This is a genomic window from Bacteroidales bacterium (assembly GCA_012517825.1).
In the GTDB taxonomy this organism is placed as follows: Bacteria; Bacteroidota; Bacteroidia; order Bacteroidales; family JAAYUG01; genus JAAYUG01.
Window position 1 is genome coordinate 1 of the sequence record JAAYUG010000060.1, and the last position, 18038, is coordinate 18038.

At 48.9% G+C, this 18038-nt stretch carries 12 protein-coding genes; 5 read left to right on the top strand and 7 right to left on the bottom strand.

Annotated elements, in window-relative coordinates; genetic code table 11:
- Positions 1 to 2244 (top strand): CHAT domain-containing protein (locus GX419_03965; GenBank protein ID NLI23847.1); only part of this gene is annotated, 2244 nt, incomplete at its 5' end.
- Positions 2245 to 2588: 344 nt separating this feature from the next.
- Here the strand turns inward: GX419_03965 and GX419_03970 are convergent.
- From GX419_03970 to GX419_03980, 3 genes are all read right to left on the bottom strand, one after another.
- Positions 2589 to 3155: a sigma-70 family RNA polymerase sigma factor gene (locus GX419_03970; GenBank protein NLI23848.1), complete on the bottom strand. Its 567-nt coding sequence runs from the start codon at positions 3153 to 3155 to the stop codon at positions 2589 to 2591.
- 232 nt (positions 3156 to 3387) lie between these two features.
- Entirely contained in the window at positions 3388 to 4077 is a 690-nt protein-coding gene (locus GX419_03975; protein ID NLI23849.1) for a type 1 glutamine amidotransferase, read from the bottom strand.
- A gap of 10 nt (positions 4078 to 4087) precedes the next feature.
- Positions 4088 to 4678 carry a LysE family translocator gene (locus tag GX419_03980; GenBank protein NLI23850.1) on the bottom strand — a complete coding sequence of 197 codons (591 nt, stop codon included), beginning with the start codon at positions 4676 to 4678 and terminating at the stop codon, positions 4088 to 4090.
- 253 nt (positions 4679 to 4931) lie between these two features.
- On the opposite strand from GX419_03980, the gene GX419_03985 reads away from it, so the two are divergent.
- From GX419_03985 to GX419_03995, 3 genes are read left to right on the top strand one after another with little or no spacing between them, the layout of a single operon-like run.
- Positions 4932 to 5234 carry a hypothetical protein gene (locus GX419_03985; protein NLI23851.1) on the top strand — a complete coding sequence of 101 codons (303 nt, stop codon included), beginning with the start codon at positions 4932 to 4934 and terminating at the stop codon, positions 5232 to 5234.
- A 29-nt stretch (positions 5235 to 5263) separates the two neighbouring features.
- Complete coding sequence (locus tag GX419_03990) at positions 5264 to 5779, top strand: hypothetical protein (GenBank protein ID NLI23852.1); 516 nt, start codon at positions 5264 to 5266, stop codon at positions 5777 to 5779.
- Positions 5780 to 5833: 54 nt separating this feature from the next.
- Positions 5834 to 6277, top strand: coding sequence for a hypothetical protein (locus GX419_03995; protein NLI23853.1), 444 nt, complete (start codon positions 5834 to 5836; stop codon positions 6275 to 6277).
- A gap of 7 nt (positions 6278 to 6284) precedes the next feature.
- Here the strand turns inward: GX419_03995 and GX419_04000 are convergent, their stop codons facing one another.
- The 4 genes from GX419_04000 to GX419_04015 are packed head-to-tail and all read right to left on the bottom strand — an operon-like array spanning position 6285 to position 9144.
- On the bottom strand, positions 6285 to 6755 hold the full coding sequence (locus tag GX419_04000) for a hypothetical protein (GenBank protein NLI23854.1): 471 nt from the start codon (positions 6753 to 6755) through the stop codon (positions 6285 to 6287).
- 26 nt (positions 6756 to 6781) lie between these two features.
- Positions 6782 to 7306 (bottom strand): nitroreductase, encoded by a 525-nt coding sequence (locus GX419_04005; protein NLI23855.1) that lies wholly within the window; start codon positions 7304 to 7306, stop codon positions 6782 to 6784.
- A 4-nt stretch (positions 7307 to 7310) separates the two neighbouring features.
- Entirely contained in the window at positions 7311 to 7727 is a 417-nt protein-coding gene (locus GX419_04010; protein NLI23856.1) for a hypothetical protein, read from the bottom strand.
- On the bottom strand, positions 7720 to 9144 hold the full coding sequence (locus GX419_04015) for a hypothetical protein (GenBank protein ID NLI23857.1): 1425 nt from the start codon (positions 9142 to 9144) through the stop codon (positions 7720 to 7722). Before GX419_04015 ends, GX419_04010 begins: the two co-directional genes overlap by 8 nt.
- A gap of 213 nt (positions 9145 to 9357) precedes the next feature.
- On the opposite strand from GX419_04015, the gene GX419_04020 reads away from it, so the two are divergent.
- A partial coding sequence (locus GX419_04020; protein NLI23858.1) for a hypothetical protein occupies positions 9358 to 18038 on the top strand: 8681 nt, incomplete at its 3' end.

Consider the following 18038-nt stretch of genomic DNA (forward strand, 5'->3'; position numbering starts at 1 on the left):
CAATCAGAAGCACCTTCAGAACTCCCTATCATCTACATGAACCTTGGAATCAATTCCGGCAAAAACAACAAATGCAATGAGGCAGAGAGATATTTCAGCAAGGCGCTTCAGATTCAAATTTCCAATACCAACCAGGAACACTATATGGTCGCCGCTATCCGTCTCCGGCATGGTGAATCATTTTTACATTGCTGGCAGAATATTTCAAAAGCCGTTGAACAGTTTCAGGAAGCTCTGCGAATTGCCAGGATCAATTACGGAGAAAAGAACTCAACAACAGCACAGTGTTACCATGATCTGGGATTGGCCTACGAAGCAATGCGAGACTATCCGGAAGCCTTAAAGTTCTATCAGAAGGCGATTATTTCATACAGTGATGGTTTTGATGCCGAAGACCCTGACCGGAATCCGGGACCTGAGAACATCCGGCCGGGGCTGAATCTGATTGAGACGTTGAAACACAAGGGGCTGATATTAAAGACGATTTATTATTCTTTCCACAGGAAGCAGGATCTTGTTTCCAGTCTGAATACATTTCTGCTGGCTGAAACCATCATGGATAAAATCCGGCAGGGTTACAGCTCGGAACAAAGCAAGGTGTCTCTTGTTTCCAGGGAAGCCGAAATCTACGAACACATCATTGACAATACCTTTACATTGTGGAAGCTGACAGGCGATTACACCTACCTGCAACTGGCGTTTGAAACCATGGAACGAAGCAAGGCTTCTACTCTTCTCAGCTCCATAAGGAACATTGAGGCCTCGGAATTCGGAGGGATACCTCTGGAACTCAGTCAGCTGGAACGACGTCTCAAACGGGAAATCAGTTTTTATCAGGAAAACATTTATGAAGAAAAACGATCGCGCAAACCCGACCAGAGGAAGATCTCTACCTGGGAACAAATCCTCTTCCGTCTGAACCAGCGCTATGATTCCCTGGTCAGAACCTTTGAACAGCAATATCCTAACTATTATACCCTGAAATTTGACAACACAGTGCTGGGGCTGGATGCCTGCCGGCGCAGTCTGAAGCATTCCCATGCCATGTTGCAGTATTCCCTTTCCGATTCCGTGCTTTACACCCTCATGGTAAGCTACGATACCGTTATTTTTACACGCATTCAGGCTGATTCCATCTTCAGCAGATCATTGCATGATTTTCTTCAGGAGGTTTCTTTTGGTGACTTTACAGGCGATGAGGAATATCGTTTTAAACGATACATCCGATCGGGAAGGTTTCTTTTCGGTAAACTGATTGAGCCATACATCCCCTGGATCAACGATCGGAAAATCATTATCGTGCCAAATGAACAGCTTGCCTACCTGCCCTTTGAAGCACTGTTAACTGACTCCTGTCCTTCAGAAATCAACTACCGCAAGTTGCCTTATATGGTCAGGAAATATACGGTAAGTTACACCTATTCGGCCACTCTTCTTTCCCAGACAAAAGGTCATTTCAGGTTAAAAGCCCGGAACACCCTTCTTGCCATCGCCCCGCAATATGCTCTTACGGCCAGGAACATTCCAACTTCTGAGCGTACCCGGCAATACATTGACAACCTGTATCCCATACCCGGGGCCAGAGAGGAAGCCATTGAAGCCCAGAAGATCTTTCACGGAAAGCTGCTTGTTGACAGGGAGGCTTCGGAAGAAAACTTTAAACGCCTTGCCGGCCAATTTGATCTCCTCCATCTTTCCATGCATACCATTATTGATGATGCCGACCCCATGTTTTCCAAGCTGGCATTTACAAGGGGAGCTGACAGCACGGAAGACGGGTTGCTGAACACCTATGAGATTTATAACCTGCGACTGAAATGCCAGCTTGCCGTGCTCAGTTCGTGCAACACCGGGAAAGGAAAAATGCTCCGGGGGGAAGGTGTTATGAGCCTGGCCAGAGCTTTCATTTATGCAGGTTGTCCCGGCATTATCATGTCATTATGGGAAGTTGAAGATAAAACCAGCGTCGGGCTGATGGGATATTTTTATAAATTTCTCTGGAAGGGAAAACCGAAATCGGATGCACTCCGAATGTCCAAAATCAAGTATCTGGCCGAGGCTGACCCGCTGATGGCCCATCCATATTTCTGGGGAGGTTTTGTGTTCATCGGCGATGATCAACCCATAGCCTATCCGTTTATGAAAATAACATTCCCGATTCTGCTGGCTCTGCTATTAATTTCTCTTTTGGTTTCCATCGGGGTTTATCATAGAAAAAAATACCGATTGAAGAACGCTTCTTAAGCGGGAATTAGTAATTCCGATAGCAGTCAGGATAAACCGGTATTTGCAGTTTACATTAGTCCTTTTGCTATGCTGCATCGGGGTTTGCCCGGATGCCTGCTTTGCAATTCAGCCCGCAACATCTTAGTTTGCTTCACTCCTAGTATGAATTATCCCGACTAATACTATATCGTCTTGATTCATATGTCGAAATGTTATACAAAACTGATTGTAGAAAATTCCAACAGGAGAATTAACGGGAACCCCGAAGGTTTCCAGCAGTCGGGATAATGGCTTATGAGCGGTTTGCTGATAAACTTAACGCCGGAAAGACTTGCGGTTGATCTTTCGACCAACGTGAAGATTTAATCGAAATAATCCTGATAATTGGGATCGTTTTTGACCTTTTCCATTAACTCTTTCTGGGCCAGATATTTTTTGCGGCGTGCATAATTTTCATCTTTGTATCCCATTATTTTGGCTATTTCCTGGTAGGAAACATTCTCCATATAAAGCTTCAGTACTTTCTGGGAATCGGGATCAAGAGTAAGAAAATGTTTCTGTATGATTGAATACTTCATACTGGCATTCACTTCAGCCGAATCAGGCGGAGGTTCAATTTCATAGTTGTACTCGCCCGGAAGCGGATTGACAGGCCTTTTCTTTTCCAGCAGTTTCAACCACAGATTTTTGCATACCCCGAAAAGATACTGTCGGAAATCCTTTATCACCGGCGGGGGATTCATCTTCATATAACGGTACATGATAATGAGGGATTCCTGGAAAACATCCTTGGCATCCTCATCGTTTCCTCCGTTCTTTACAATGTATGCCTGAATCATAGGAAAGTAACTACGGTATATAAAGGTTAACACAGCTGCATTCCGTGCCCGTACTCCTTCGAGAAGTTCTGCATGACTGTATTCGCTCACGATCCAGGCGTTTGGACAAAGGCAATAGTCTTCAAATATATATAAAAATCAATTAAAGCGAACCTTGAAGCCCCGATAAATCATATTAACCGGTTTTTTTAATTAAAGACCTTTATAACATACCGGTAAACTGAAGCAAGGACAATGGATTTAAATCTTCAGCCGTCAAATATGCAGATACACATTGTGTGGATAATGCAGTAATCCGCATAACTCCAAATACAGGCCGGCTTTACTTCGTGAGTTTGTCAAGCAAACGAAAAAGCATTTTTCTGGTAAAGGAAACATGGGAAATACCCGCTGCGATTTCTTCGGGCGACTGCACCCATTTTCCCGGAATCAGATCAGAGACAGATTCCCGGGTGATCATGTCAAGCGATTCTCCCGTTTCTTCCAGATGAAACTGAAGCGCCACCACATTGGTGCCATAAAGAAATCCCTGATTTTTGCAGGCATCCGATGAACCCACCAGCACTGCCCCGTCAGGGAGATCAAATGTTTCTCCGTGCCAGTGAAAAACAACTCCTGACTCCGGAAAATGGTCAAAAAGATTCTTCCTCCGTATATCATCCGTGAATCTCACCGGAAACCAGCCGATTTCCCTCTCTCTGTTCCCGTAAACTTTTTTTCCCAGCGCCGAAGCAATTAATTGTGCACCAAGGCAGATCCCCAGAACTTTTTTCTCCCGTTCAATTGCTTTCCGAATGAAGACCTTTTCCTCCGCCAGCCATGGATATTTCTGCTCATCATTTACGCTCATAGGCCCGCCCATCAGCACCAGCAGGTCAAAGGAGTTTACCGACGGAAATGCTTCACCGTTCCATAGTTTTGTATAGCCAACCGGGGTTTTTTGTCCTTCTGCCCATTCGAGAATTAGCCCGGGACCCTCAAAAGGCACATGTTCAACAATATGTATCTGCATAAAGAAATGATTAAAGTATAAGCCAGAAGGCTACTAACACCAGCATGGATCCATAGAAAAAATACTGAACTTTCTGCATTCGATCAGTCCGCAGTAGCAGGGACAGAAAATTTCCTGCCATAGTCCATACCACATGAGCTGAAGCCGATAAAAGCACCACAGCTATTGTGAGCACTACAACCTGATGGGCCAGCTTGCCGGATGGATTGAAAAACTGGGAATACATAAGTATCAGTGCAAAAATGAGTTTCGGGTTCAGTGCACTGATGACTATTCCTGTAAAATATCCGGGAGACTGAACCGTCACAGTATTGTCTTTCTTCATTCCGGCCCGGAAGAATCCGTAAGCCAGCCAAAGAATATAGATGCAGCCGGCAATGCGGAAATACTTCATCAACCAGGGATTATGAATGAACAGTTCTCCTATGCCCGTACCGGCCATTATGCTGTACAGGGCAATGATTGTATTGATGCCCAGAATCAGTGGCAGGGTTTTGCGAAAGCCATAGGCCGCCCCGCAGGAAGCACACATCAGATTATTCGGACCGGCACTGAAGGCCAGTGGAAACATGAGACCAAACCAGGGCAGAAACCACGTCATATCCATAAATTTCCGCAATCAGGCCAAAGGGTTTACCAGCAAATATACTTAAAACACAATGATTGCATCAGCCTGTTTTCATCTTCTTCTATACCAAAAACGATGATTTACAAGAAATAACATCGCCACCTGCAAACTGTACAATCATTGACGCATTCTTTTGTTTGTTCCTGATCTCTTTTTGCTTTGAATAAAAATGTAACGAATTCGTTTTTCGTACGTCATATAGTCAGAAAACAGACAAAAAAATTCCATGCGTATCAATCTTCTGCCAAACGAGACGGTGGTCAAGGCCTCTGAAGGCAAGCACCACAACGGAAAGGGCGCTGTGAGCGGAAAACTGATTCTTACCAACCAGCGCCTCCTCTTTACCGATACTGAAAATGCACAAATTCTCCTCAGCATTTTTCCTTCCTGCATTCAGGAAGTACTTCCTTTCCGCAATGGTTTTTTTACCGCAAAAGGATTGCAGGTTGTTCTGAAAGACGGAAATGCCATGCGGTTTACGATGGGAAACATCAGTGACTGGACACGGCTCATTAATAAGATGTACTAATTTTCTATTTTAGCAGCAAAATTTGCTGTGTGAAAAAAATTCCGGTTTTTCTTTTTCTGTGCATTCTTGCCTCCTGCCAGTTTCCTGTATATTTTGAAAACACTTCGGTTCAACCCCTTACAATTGAAGTTTTGCGCCCGGCTACAGGCATATTTATTCCGCCGCCGGGAAAGATGCTTGTTTTTCCCGGGAATAAGGCTGAAACCCGCGTTTATGTAAACGGTGCAGAAGATACTTCTTTCAGGAATCTCAGTTTGGAAACACTTTTTGTAATTACCGACGGAGTGATCGAAAGGCTGGAGGACTCTCCTTCCCTTGTTCCTGTTGCCCTGCCTCCTGACAAAATCCCTGCGCCGGGTAGAAAACTGACCTGGGAACAGATTGATGCCCTGGCCGAACCGGACACGTGTGCCTCGGTACTCACCATCGATCAGAGCATTACAGTCAATGAAGCCTATACGGAGCAATCTTCATCCTTTTATTCCCTCGAATCGTACTTCACGGTAATAGCCGAAACAGAAATATATGTCCGCTGGACTTTTTAAGATCGCGAAAAGAGAATATTTGCATCAAAGGATACCACCATCCACACACGCCAGATGACAAACTGGTATCCAACGACTGAAGAAGCGTTCAATGAACTGCCCGCACCGGAAGATATCATAACCCAGACGGCCAGGGAAGCAGGTTATGTCATTGCTTCAACTCTTTCCCCTTTGTGGGAAACGGCTACCCGCTACTATTTCAGCGCAGGGTCTAAAGACATGCGGACAGCAGCCGGGTTTATTTCCTCAGGAGAATTTGCAAAAGCCGATTCCGTGTGGAGCTTCCTCGAAAACGCGCCCAGCAAAGGCATTGCTTACCATGCAGCCTATAACCGCATCATCATCGAGGAAATTAACGGCAATCTGGCTTCGGCAAGGGATAAGGCAGAGAATCTATGGAGAAAAAGCCGTATGACCGAAGCACAGAAGTACATGCAGTTGCTCGATAAGCGCCTGCAGGAACAGGAGATCATCCTCCGACAGATTGAGGCTGATTAAAGCAGGTCTATTTCCTGCGAACCTCGGGCCCTTCCACACCCGCATCAAAAATGAATTTCCAGCTTCCGTCGGGCATTTTCCTCCAAATTGTTACGTAGTACCCCTGGCGGACCGTATCAGGAGGGAAGTGCCGTGAAATCATCCAGTACCTGCCCCATGTATATCCAAGATCTTTTGATGAGGATGCCAGCGCGTGATCAGGTTTCCAGATGAGATTGCAGCAGGTATCAGGATTCCCGGCCAGAAATTCCAGCAAATTCTGCCTTCCGGTAAGAGGTTTTTGTTTCTGGCGAAGCAGGACAACATCGGGATGGGCAAAACGGGCAAATGCTTCATTGGATCCGTACTCTTCAGAAAAAGCTGAAAAGAGGCTGTCAGTAAACAACAAATCGCCCGCCGTATTCCTGCCTCCCCGGCACGAACTGAAGAGCATAAGAAAGGCAAAAACAGAAAGCAGAGCTGAAAAAAGAATCTTCATAATCGGAATTTCAAAAACAGGCATTGTCAGAATTTCTCGAACCGCACTATGTCGGCAAGTTTTTTCCGGGCTGTTGCATGCCGTTCCGGATCAGCCTGATCGGCCGGATATCCCAGGGGAAGAAGGACGACAGGCTCGATATGCGAAGGAAGGGAGAGAATTTCAGCACAACGCACAGCATCGAACTTGCAGACCCAGCAGGTTCCAAGACCGGCATCGGCTGCGGCAAGGGTCATATGGTCAACGGCAATGGCCACATCAATATCGCAATGGTCTTTCCCGTCATCGCGCTTCCACGACCGGCCGTGGTCGCCGCAGATAACAATAACACAGGGCGCCGATTCAATCCACGTCCTGTGATAACAGGCTTTCACCCTCTTAAGCTGTTCCTGCTCCCTGACAACAATAAAATACCAGGGCTGCAGATTGGCCGCCGAGGGAGCAATCCTGCCGGCTTCCAGCACCTTCATCAGATCCTTTTCATCAACCGCCCGGGGCTGAAAATTCCGGCATGAATAACGTAACCGTGCCAGTTCAAGAAAATTTTCCATAGGTTCAGAATTTTAATCGTGCATCCAGGGTGGTTCCTGTTACAACATAACAGGGACTGTCGCAGGATTCACTATCCAGATAGGTTTTGATCTTATGGCCGTTTACTACCTTGATTATCTTTCCGTTTTTCCGGTATTCAGCAACGGCTGTGTAAAGTTTTTTCGTTTTTACAAAAATGTAAAACGATTCGGTCGTAGCGGTATCCCGCGCAATTTCCTCGCCCGTATCGAAGGTGCCCTCATATATTGTAAGCGGCACCACAGGGTTTTCGCTGTTAATGGTAACCTTTACCTGAAGTTCCGCATCAGTAGGTTCCTCGGTGTAACACTCATCGCAATTAATAAAGAGGGGACGGTCGCAGCCGACACCGGGCAACAAAAGAAACAGGTACACCAAAAACAAGCGCAAAAATTTATTCATTTAGCCAGGGTATGATTTTTTTGCCTTTTTTATTGGAAGAAAGAGAAAAGGAATAGCGGGCTAAAATCTCCAGCCTTCCCGCGCCAACGGTTTGCACCGGCAAAGGAAGATAGGAATACCCGCATTTCATTTCCCAGTTTCCTTTTTTATAAAATATACCACCTGCACAGGTTACAAAGTACTTATTCAGTGGCCTTCGGGCAACTCCCGCATAGCGGCCCCATGTATATCCCATTCCGGATGATACAAAAATACCTGCCGAATAATCAGGTCTCCTGATTAGGTTAAAATTCCCGGCAAGTGTGCCCGACCAGATGTAACGACGCTCATTGAACTGATAGGTAATATTTTCCCGTGGTTCCGAAAGTACCGGCAAAAACCACGGACGCATATAAAGGGCCGACTGCAATTCCAGCCCGTAGCGGCGGTCTTTGAACCCAAGAAAAACACCCGGCATAATATCGTCGGCGTTGACAATAAATCCAACACCAGCTGATGCAGAACCAAAGGAAGGCAAAAAGGCCGGACGTGCCCCCGCTTTGTAAAGATATTTCCAGACATCCGAATGGCGGGGAACCAGGTCAATGGTTTTGCGGCTTATGGAGATCCATTGATTGACGTCACTTCCATGTTCGACAAACATCGGCACAAGGTTGAAATGCCCGTTTACCAATGCAACCGACAACGGATCGTATCCTTTATTGTTCAGAACCGTGGTACTTGCTCCTTTTTCCAGCAAAAGGGCGCACATGGCCGAATCACCCACAGAGGCTGCGGTCATAAGCGGAGTAAATCCCTGATTATCTGCAATATCAATACTATCCTTAATTTCAGCCAGGAGTTCAGCTGTTTCAAGAGAACCTGTCAGCGCTGCCACATGAAGCGCAGCATTTCCGTAGTTATCTTTCAGCGAAACATGCGCTCCGTAGTACAACAGAATATCGGCCATTTCATAAAGATTATAGGCTGCTGCGTACATCAAAGGAGTTGCTCCGTAATAATCGGGTATATCAGGGTCAGCACCATGCAAAAGCAGGTAATCGGCGACATAACCATGGTTAAACTTTATGGCGGCAGAAAGAGCAGTTCCACCGTCATCGGCCCGGTGATTACTATTTGCCCCTGCTTCGGCCAGCATCTTAACCACCGAAAGATATCCGTTCTGGCTGGCATATATCAGCGGGGTAACACCTTCCCATGTTTCAGCATCCACATCCGCCTTTCCGGCAATGAGGTAGGCCACCACAGCCGAATCACCTTTTTCGGCGGCCAGAATCAGATTGTAGTTTTTGTCGGAAGTAAACCAGCTTGTATCTATTCCGGCAAGATCGTTCTGCTGTGAAAATGACGCAAAAGCAAACAGAATCAGAAGCACGTCAGAAAGAACCATCTTTTTCAGAATCCTGCCGCAGTTCATAAGCTGTTGATGCAAAATCACGATGCAAGATAAGCAAAATCAGCTTTGAAAGCAGCCGGATAACTGTTTTTTGTTGCAAAAGGGTTGCCGTTGCTCTATAAAATAGCTGCGTTTATGGAATTGAAGTACTTCGCATCAAAGTATTCATTAAATTAGCCTTTTGGTGCGTTCCATAAAACAAAAGATCGGAAAAAAATCTGCAATATTCTCACTATGAATCGTTTGTTACAGATTGTCCTCCTGGCAGGTTTGCTAAGCCATGCCGGTGTATATGCGCAAAAAACCTACTACAGTTATCAGTCGGGCGACTGGGGAAATCCTTCCACATGGACTACGGATCCTTCGGGTACCCTGCTTGAAAACGAAGGTCTGCCGGAGAGTACCGACACGGTAGTAATTCTCAACGGGCGAAGGATATTTACCACTGCATCCCGCACTGTTGCAGCCCTGCATCTTTCAGCCGGTGCAGTTCTTGACCTGGGTACAACAACAGGCCATAATTTTGGGCTTTTTTCCGGTTCCGGCAGGCTGCGCATTGCCTCCGCATCCTTCCCTGCCGGCATTCCTTCTTCCTTTGTGGCCGAAGGTGGAGGCACTGTTGAATATTATACCTCAGGAAATTTTCAGCTTCCCTCAACCCAACAAACCTATAACCATCTGATACTGAATCTTGATAACCCCGGCAGTATTGCCTGGACGATGACCAATCTCACCATCAACGGCAAGCTGGAGGTTCGTAAAGGCACCTTCCGCATCTGCGATGAAAACATGGCTCCTGCGGCCGACAACCGGCTCATTATTGATGTAAAAGGGGATGTTATTGTTCAGAGCGAAGGCCGGATCACAGTAGGAAATTCACCGACCAACACCACGAACCTTCCGGCCGGTTTCGGTGGTTCCCCGCCATATACATCCGGGAACGATACCATGAAATCAGGCTATATGCCCGGGGCACTGGTTACAAGATACTACGACATTTACCATAAGGTTTACATTGGCGGCAGTCTGATCAATAACGGAATTGTTCGGTTCATGGGCAGTCAGGTTACCATACCAAACTTCACCACGCTTACGCAATACGGTGCAGCCACAGTAAGGTTTTACGGAAGCAACCATGCCCGGCTGGTCTGCAACGGGCCTACGGACTTTTATAATCTCATCGTTGATAAAGGAGTTGACCAGACGTACGAACTGGTGGTCGACGCGGCCAATCACACCTATTTCAGGCTTTTCGGGCGAAATGACCTTCGCGGACTTAACGGAGGAACTGCTTCAGGAAACGGAACCCCCGAACTCAGAAAAGCTTTGTGGATTAAAAACGGCACCCTGAGGCTCACAGGGCATACAACCATTGCCAGTCTTTCAGAAGGCATTGACGGAACCGATACCCCAAATGCTGACTTTTATGTCCCCACCACTGCGGCTTTCATCATCGATGGTCCGGACGTTCTGGTGCTTGCAACCGCCGACAACTACCGCGAAGTGAACGTCGCATGGGGTTTCAATGAATCCGGCAACACCTTTAATGTGGATAATTCAGGAGCCATTTCTTCCTTCTCCATTTACGGAAAATTCCAGATCAACGACGGGTATATGTCGTGCCGGAAATCAGGAGGGTTCATATTCTGGTCGCTGGCCAGCGGTGAATTTATCGTCAACGGCGGTTACCTTGATGCCAAGCAGTTCCGTTCGGCTCACACCGGAACAGGAATAGCCTCGTTCATCATGAACGGGGGTACTATGGTACTCCGCGGCCGTTATGACCAGAACGTCACCGGAGTTAGCTCTCTTGCTGATCTCCGGACCGTTCCCATTGATTATAGTTCCACCAGCACTGGCATGCTCCAGGGTTCGCGCGGAACCTTCAACCTGGCCAGCACAGCCAACCACTTTTCCATGACAAAAGGAAACATTTACCTTCACGACATCTGCGGAACCAGCAGTTATCTTGCCATCCAGATCCTTTCAGACATCAAGAATGTTCATGTTACCGGAGGGTCATTCCACATCATTACCAGCAATAACGATTACCACGACATTGCCTCTACAGCTCCCCTGGGGAACCTGTCGATCCGGCGCCGCACGGCCAATGCCACCTGCAGGCTTCAAATGCCGCTCAACGTGCTGGATTCGCTGAACATCGAAAATGGATACCTGGATGCGACCACAGCAAATCATAACCTGACAGTCGGCGGAGATTTCAGGCTGTATGCCGTTTCCACCTACAATGCAAGGAACAACACCACCGCCTTTTCGGGCAACAGAGGGCACCGATTTGAAAATGCCGGCACAATTCCCTCCGGTTTGTACAATTTTAGCCTTCAGGACAAAGCCAATGTTCTTATTACCAACAATCTGACCATCCGCAACCGGTTATCCACCGAAGCAGGATGTGTGCTGAATGACGGAGGCCGTACCATTACGGTTCAGGGCGATGTGCTTCACTCGGGCCTGCACCAGAGCAGCCTTAACGGCAGTGTTCTTCTTTCCGGAAGTGCAAACCAGATAATCGATGCCGGAGGAACAGGAATATTCGGCAACCTTACATTGAACAAAAATGCCGGGTCGGTGCAATGGGTTTCCGATGGAACCGTCAACGGCAACCTCCGGCTGGCCGGCACCGCCTCCGTACTGGATATAGGGCGGAAGCAAATGATCCTGGGAACCCAGGCAAAAATCTACAGTTCCTTAACGACCACCGACACCCTATTCAGTTCATCAAAGATGATACGGACGGCAGGAAACATGTCGGACGGCGGAGTTACCCGCAGGCTCTCATCAGGTGGTTTCTGGTTCTATCCCGTCGGTACGGCGGCAGGCTATACCCCGGCTGGTGTGAGCATTTCAGCACCGGTAACCGACTCTTCTGAAATTACCGTAAAACCGGTGAACAACCGCCATCCTTTTGCATCGGGAACCAGCAATGCATTGAAGTATTACTGGAAAATCCAGTCGCGCAATATTGCATCAGCCATTCCCGGTACGCTTACACTGAAACTTTATTATACTGATGCTGTGGTCGAAGGAAATGAATCGCTCTATATCCCTGCTTTCTATTTGCCCCCCGACTGGAAGACCATTCCCGATGTATTTGAAGTAAATGATCCACAGAATGAAATTTCGTTCCGGAACATTACCGGGCTTTCCGGAGACTATACTGCAGGAGAACCTTCCGCATTCGGCCCTGTGATGGTTTATTACAGCCGGAAGAACGGCAACTGGGATGATCCGGAAACCTGGTCGACCGACACCCTGCTGAAATGGGACGGACCTCCTGCTGCCGGGATTCCCGGCCCGTCGAATCAGGTAATCATCGGCGACGGCACCACCCACCTCGACACGGTTTCAATTACCACTGACAACAGAAGATCCGGAAGCCTTCAGATCAATTCCGGCAGTGTGCTCGATATGGGCATAACCAAAGGACATATTTTCGACGTATTGCCCGAACTGAAAATTGGCGGAAGCGGAACATTGCGGATATCCTCCTCCTCGCCTGTTGCCGTGTTCCCGGGAAGTGATTTCGGAAACTTCCTTTCAGCTTCGGGAGGTACAGTTGAATACTACTCCACCGGAACCAGCTTCACCTTGCCGGAAGTGTCTGCATCAGGTTTCCAGCTTGACCATTACAACAATCTTGTGCTGAGTGCAAAGGCGGGCGACACCATACGGTTTCCGGGCAAAAACCTGGAAGTGATTAATCACCTCGTTGTGGGCCGGTCAGCGGCCTTTACAGGGCATGTGGTTTTCAGCAATGCGTCGCAGGGCAATGTTTCTGTTGGCGGCAATGCCGAAATCAGAAACGGATTGCTGGTGTTTCCCAATTCAACAGCACGACAGATAACCATTTCAGGAGATCTGCTGATCGGCAGCGGCGCTTCCTTTATTGTTTCAGGAAGCGGAACCCCCGTACAGAATCAACTGATTCTCTCGGGAAACCTCGTCAATAATGGTACTTTTGCCATGAATGCCGGAGGAGGAAGAATAACCCATGTACAATTCACCGGTTCCGGCAATGCATCTGTATCAGGCAGTGGTTCAACGGGCTTTTACACCCTGACCGTTGACAAAGGAGAAAACGCTACGCCGGTTCTGGATGTGCAGGCAAGCGGATTTTCCATGACAGCAGCCGATCCGGCACTGATTCTCAGAAACGGCACCTTCCGTTTATCTGCTCCGGTAGCGGTTACATTAACCCAAATCAACAGTTTTACCATACCCCGTACGGCAGGTCTTTCAGTAAACGGAGGAACCATCCGTATAGGCTATGGCAACCGGGATACAGCCGACCTGATTCTGGCCGGAACCGTGGAAGTGCTTTCAGGTGCGTTGCTTGTAGGCGACAGCACCCAAAACGTCAATGGCGATATAGTTTACGCCAACGCAGGATTTCCGGAGATCCGGGTTCAGGGAGGCCTTCTTGCCGTCAACGGGCAGATACGGCGCGGAACAGAAACCACACTGGGATCGCTCATTTACAAACAAACCGGAGGAACAACCCTCATAAGAGGCCTGAATCAGCAGGTCACGCGGGGTAAACTGGAGATAGAAAACAGCGGAAGTACATTTCTTATGAGCGGTGGCAAAATCATTATCCGCCGGGGCGGAGGAACAGCCTATGGCGATCTGTACCTGCGGCCTGAAATTGCTTTAGTGAGCGGCGGCACCATCGAATTTGCCCCTCCGGCAGGCCTGAATCAGAATTACTTGCTCGACGCCGAATGTCCGTTGCACCATCTGACCATCAACGGGTCACCGTCCAATACCGCTGTTGTTTCGCTGTTTGTTCACCCCCTGAATGTTCAGGGAAACCTGACCATTGCCACAGCGGGTTCCGAACTGAAGGCCAACGGGCTGGATGTAAGCATGAAAGGGAACTTCTATCATTCCGGCATCTACACACCCTCAGGCAACCATACGGTTTTCGAAGGCAGTTCCGACCAGACCATGGAACTGAACGCCCCCATTGCTTTCGCCCATCTGGATGTTGCTCTCAATGGCACATTGCAGCTCTCAGGAACTACAGACCCTGTTGTAACGGATACCCTGCGCCTCCTCCAGGGAACGCTGAACGACAACGGAAGGAAGCTTTATGCCAGGGGACATATCCTGATGCAGAGCACCCACACCAGCAGCGGGACCGGCAGGATAGTCCTCCAGGGCACTGCATCCCAGACCATCAGCGGAAACGGACAGGGAGCTTTCGGAAATCTTGAAATCAGCAATTCCGGGGGAATCGTTCTGCGGAGCAATCTTACCATCAACGGCACCCTGACTTTTACATCCGGATCGCTCTATATTGACGATTATCTGCTCACCTTCGGCAATGCTGCTGCAATTGCAGGAACACCTGATGCAGTGCGGTCGGTTCATACCAACGGCGTTCTCAGCGATGCCGGCGTAAGAAAGCTCTTCCCGGCCGGTTCTGCCGATTTTACCTTCCCTGTAGGAGTTACCGGCAAATACACCCCTGTACGTTATCAGATTACGTCAAACGGAGCGGCCGGCAGTATCACGGTCAAACCCATCAGCGGAACCATTCCTTCCATTCAGGGCGCCAATCCCGAAGCGCTCACATGGTACTGGAATGTATCATCCACCGGCTTCAGCAATCCTGTCATTACCCATACCTACTTCTATTCCCAGACTGATGTGAACGGAAACGAAAACAACTACGTTGCAGGACGGTATTATCAGGAACAATGGGTGCCCGAAGGAGGGATGCCGGGAACGGTAAACAGCACCGCCAACACCATTACCCTCACAAATAAAACGTTCATCGACGGGGAATATACTGCCGCCAATTCGGCTTTGCTCATGAACATACCCACCTATTACAGCCGTGCCAGCGGCAACTGGGAAGACCCGGCAACCTGGTCGACCGTAAGCCATACAGGACCAGCCGCCACCACCCCACCCAGCGGAAATCCCGTTAAAATTGCTGCCGGCCATACCATTACCGCCGGATCCAATTATCTGAAAGCCTATTCTGTTGACATTCTCGGCGTACTGGATCTCAAAGCCACCTATGGTCACAGTCTGGGCCATGTTTCCGGTTCCGGCCGGATCATTATGGCCAACACGCCCTATGCCGCTTTCGTCTTCCCGGGAGGGGAATTTTCTGCCTTCATGAACACGCCCCAAAGCACCGTTGAATATCAGGGAGCAGGAATCCTTCCGGTAATAAAGATCTATCAGAATGTAGAATTCACGGGCAGCGGAGCTAAAGAAATGCCCGATGTTCCTGTCCTGGTGCAGGGAAATCTTCTGATAAAATCCGGAACACTTGACAACTCCACCTACCACCAGGACATTACCCTTCTGGGCAACTGGACTGACCAGACCACATCTGGCTTCCTGCCCGGTACAGGGCTGGTCAGGTTTGAAGGCACAGCCATACAGTCGGTTACTATCGCAGGAACAGGCCAGTTTTACGATGCGGCTGTCAATAATGCTGCCGGCATTGTTCTTTCGGGCACTGCAGAAATTCAGCATACTTTGTACCTCACCAGGGGAATTGTGACCACCACCGGAAGCTCACTCACCCTTATAAACACATCGCCTGACGCCGTATCAGGAGGTTCAGCCGCCTCATACATCCATGGCCCCCTCCGGAAAAACATGCTCAGCAATGCTTCGTTCCGTTTTCCCGTAGGCAAGGGCGGACGCTATGGCGAGCTGACCATTCTGAATACCAACGCGGTTTCGCCATCAATCTGGGAAGCAGAGTACTACAATCAGAACCCCCATCCCACCTACGACACTTCGCAGGTAGTTCTTCCTCTGGAATCGGTGAGCGGAAATGAATACTGGCGCATCAAGGGGCCTGTCGGAGGAATGGCCAATGTAAGATTGCGCTGGGATGCACAAAGCAATCTCATTCCTCCAACCCCGGCCGACAGGTTAAAACTGCGCGTAGCCGAATGGATGCCGGCATGGACCAGTGCAGGAAACCGGGTAACCGACCTTGGCCCGACGGCCGGATTCGTTGAAACCACGGCCCCGGTTGCCCTTGATGAACATGTTTTCACACTGGGAATTGAAAAACTGCCTACTGCCAGAATCCTGAGCGGCAACACTGAAATTTGCAACGACGGAAGCGAAGCCACTGTGGTAATTGGCCTTACCGGAACCCCTCCATGGACCTTTACCTACACCATCAACGGGGGTAAGGAAACCACCGTCAGTAACATCGCCGCCTCGCCCTATAATTTGCTGTTTAACGGCGCTTCACTGGGCGGCCCCGGAACCTATACCATCCGAATCACTTCCGTTTCGGATGCAACCGGAAGTTATGGATACAGGGACTTTGTTACCACAGCAACCATTACGGTAAAACAAACCCCGAAGGTTACCCTCTCGGGCAAACAAAATGTTGCCGAAAATGAAACCGGCGTGGTTTACGCCACACCCGGCACTGCGGGCGATACTTATCTCTGGGTTGTTACCGGAGGGGCAATAACCGCCGGCCAGGGAACCAAACAGATTACTGTTTCCTGGGGAGCGGCTGGAAGCGGTAAAGTGGAACTTACCGAGACGAATCCTGTTACAGGTTGCTCCGATTATGCTTCGCTGAATATTACAATCAATGCCGTACCAAAACCTCAGATCACAGGACCGGAAAGCCTGTGCGCAGGAACCTCGGCTCAGTATACCACACCTCCCGCGGCAGGACATACATTCCGCTGGAAAGTAACCGGAGGCAGTATTTTATCCGGCCAGGGCACCAATACCATCAACGTTTCCTGGCCTGTTGCAGTTGCAGGAAAAGTTTCGGTACGCGACAGCATCCCTGCAACCGGCTATTACGGTGACGACAGCCTTACTGTTGTTGTGAATCCGGTTCCTCTGGCCACCATAGGAGTCAGCGGTGATACCATATGCCCCGGTTCTGTTGCCGGAATTACCGTTCACGCTTCGGAAGCCGGAATCCGCTACCAGTTGAGGAATGACGCCACCAACGAGCCGGTAGGAACACCCGTTACGGGGACCGGGATGGACATCGTTTTGTCCGACAATCCTCAGACACCTACATTATATAACATTCTGGCAACCAACGAATATTACTGCAGTGTACAACTTAGCACCAAGCCGGTTGCGGCCTTTTATCCGGTTCCCGCTCCTGTTCTTTCCGTTACACCCAATCCGGTTTGCGAAGGAGAATCCATAACCCTGCAGGCCACGGAAGGAGATTATTTTGTTTTCCTGCGCAACAACGAAACCATTAGCGAAGGAACGGCTTCTTCATTCTCCCCTTCCGAATTTTCCAACAACGATCAGTTTAAGGTGATCGCCACCAGCAATACAACCGGATGCACTGGGACCAGCAATACGGTTACTATAACGGTTTATCCATCCCCTCCGGCACCGGTTATTACACCGGGTGGTACCGTTACCATTGACGAGGGGGAAAGCATTGTCCTTTCCTCATCCGACGGGTACCAGTACGAATGGTCTCCGGGAGGAGAAACGTCCAGAGAAATTACTGTAAGTGCAGAAGGTTCCTACACCGTGCGCATTATCAGTGCCGAAGGCTGCCGCAGTGAATGGGCTGAGCCTGTTACCGTAACGGTAAAACCTTTTCTTGAAAAACCCGTCATCAGCATCTCCGGAGTAACTGCATTCTGCGAAGGAGACAGTGTAGGCCTTTACGGACCTGAAGGCTATTCCTACATCTGGTCCACAGGGGAGACCACCCGGGCAATAACCGTAACTTCATCGGGTACCTATACCCTCAGAATTGCTGATCATCTGGGCCATATCAGTCCGCCATCCGATACGGTAACTGTTGAAGTGTATCCAAGACCGACGGTAACGCTGGCCGGGAAACAGGATGTTACCTGCTTTGGAGGGAATGACGGACAAATTTCGGTTGATGTAACCGGAGGCACAGC

Bases quoted from the DNA above. Each gene is read 5' to 3' on its own strand.
- GX419_03985 (NLI23851.1), top strand. From the start codon at position 4,932: ATGCGTATCAATCTTCTGCCAAACGAGACGGTGGTCAAGGCCTCTGAA.
- GX419_03995 (NLI23853.1), top strand. From the start codon at position 5,834: ATGACAAACTGGTATCCAACGACTGAAGAAGCGTTCAATGAACTGCCC.
- GX419_04015 (NLI23857.1), bottom strand. From the start codon at position 9,144: ATGAACTGCGGCAGGATTCTGAAAAAGATGGTTCTTTCTGACGTGCTT.
- GX419_04005 (NLI23855.1), bottom strand. From the start codon at position 7,306: ATGGAAAATTTTCTTGAACTGGCACGGTTACGTTATTCATGCCGGAAT.
- GX419_04010 (NLI23856.1), bottom strand. From the start codon at position 7,727: ATGAATAAATTTTTGCGCTTGTTTTTGGTGTACCTGTTTCTTTTGTTG.
- GX419_03980 (NLI23850.1), bottom strand. From the start codon at position 4,678: ATGACGTGGTTTCTGCCCTGGTTTGGTCTCATGTTTCCACTGGCCTTC.
- GX419_03975 (NLI23849.1), bottom strand. From the start codon at position 4,077: ATGCAGATACATATTGTTGAACATGTGCCTTTTGAGGGTCCCGGGCTA.
- GX419_04000 (NLI23854.1), bottom strand. From the start codon at position 6,755: ATGAAGATTCTTTTTTCAGCTCTGCTTTCTGTTTTTGCCTTTCTTATG.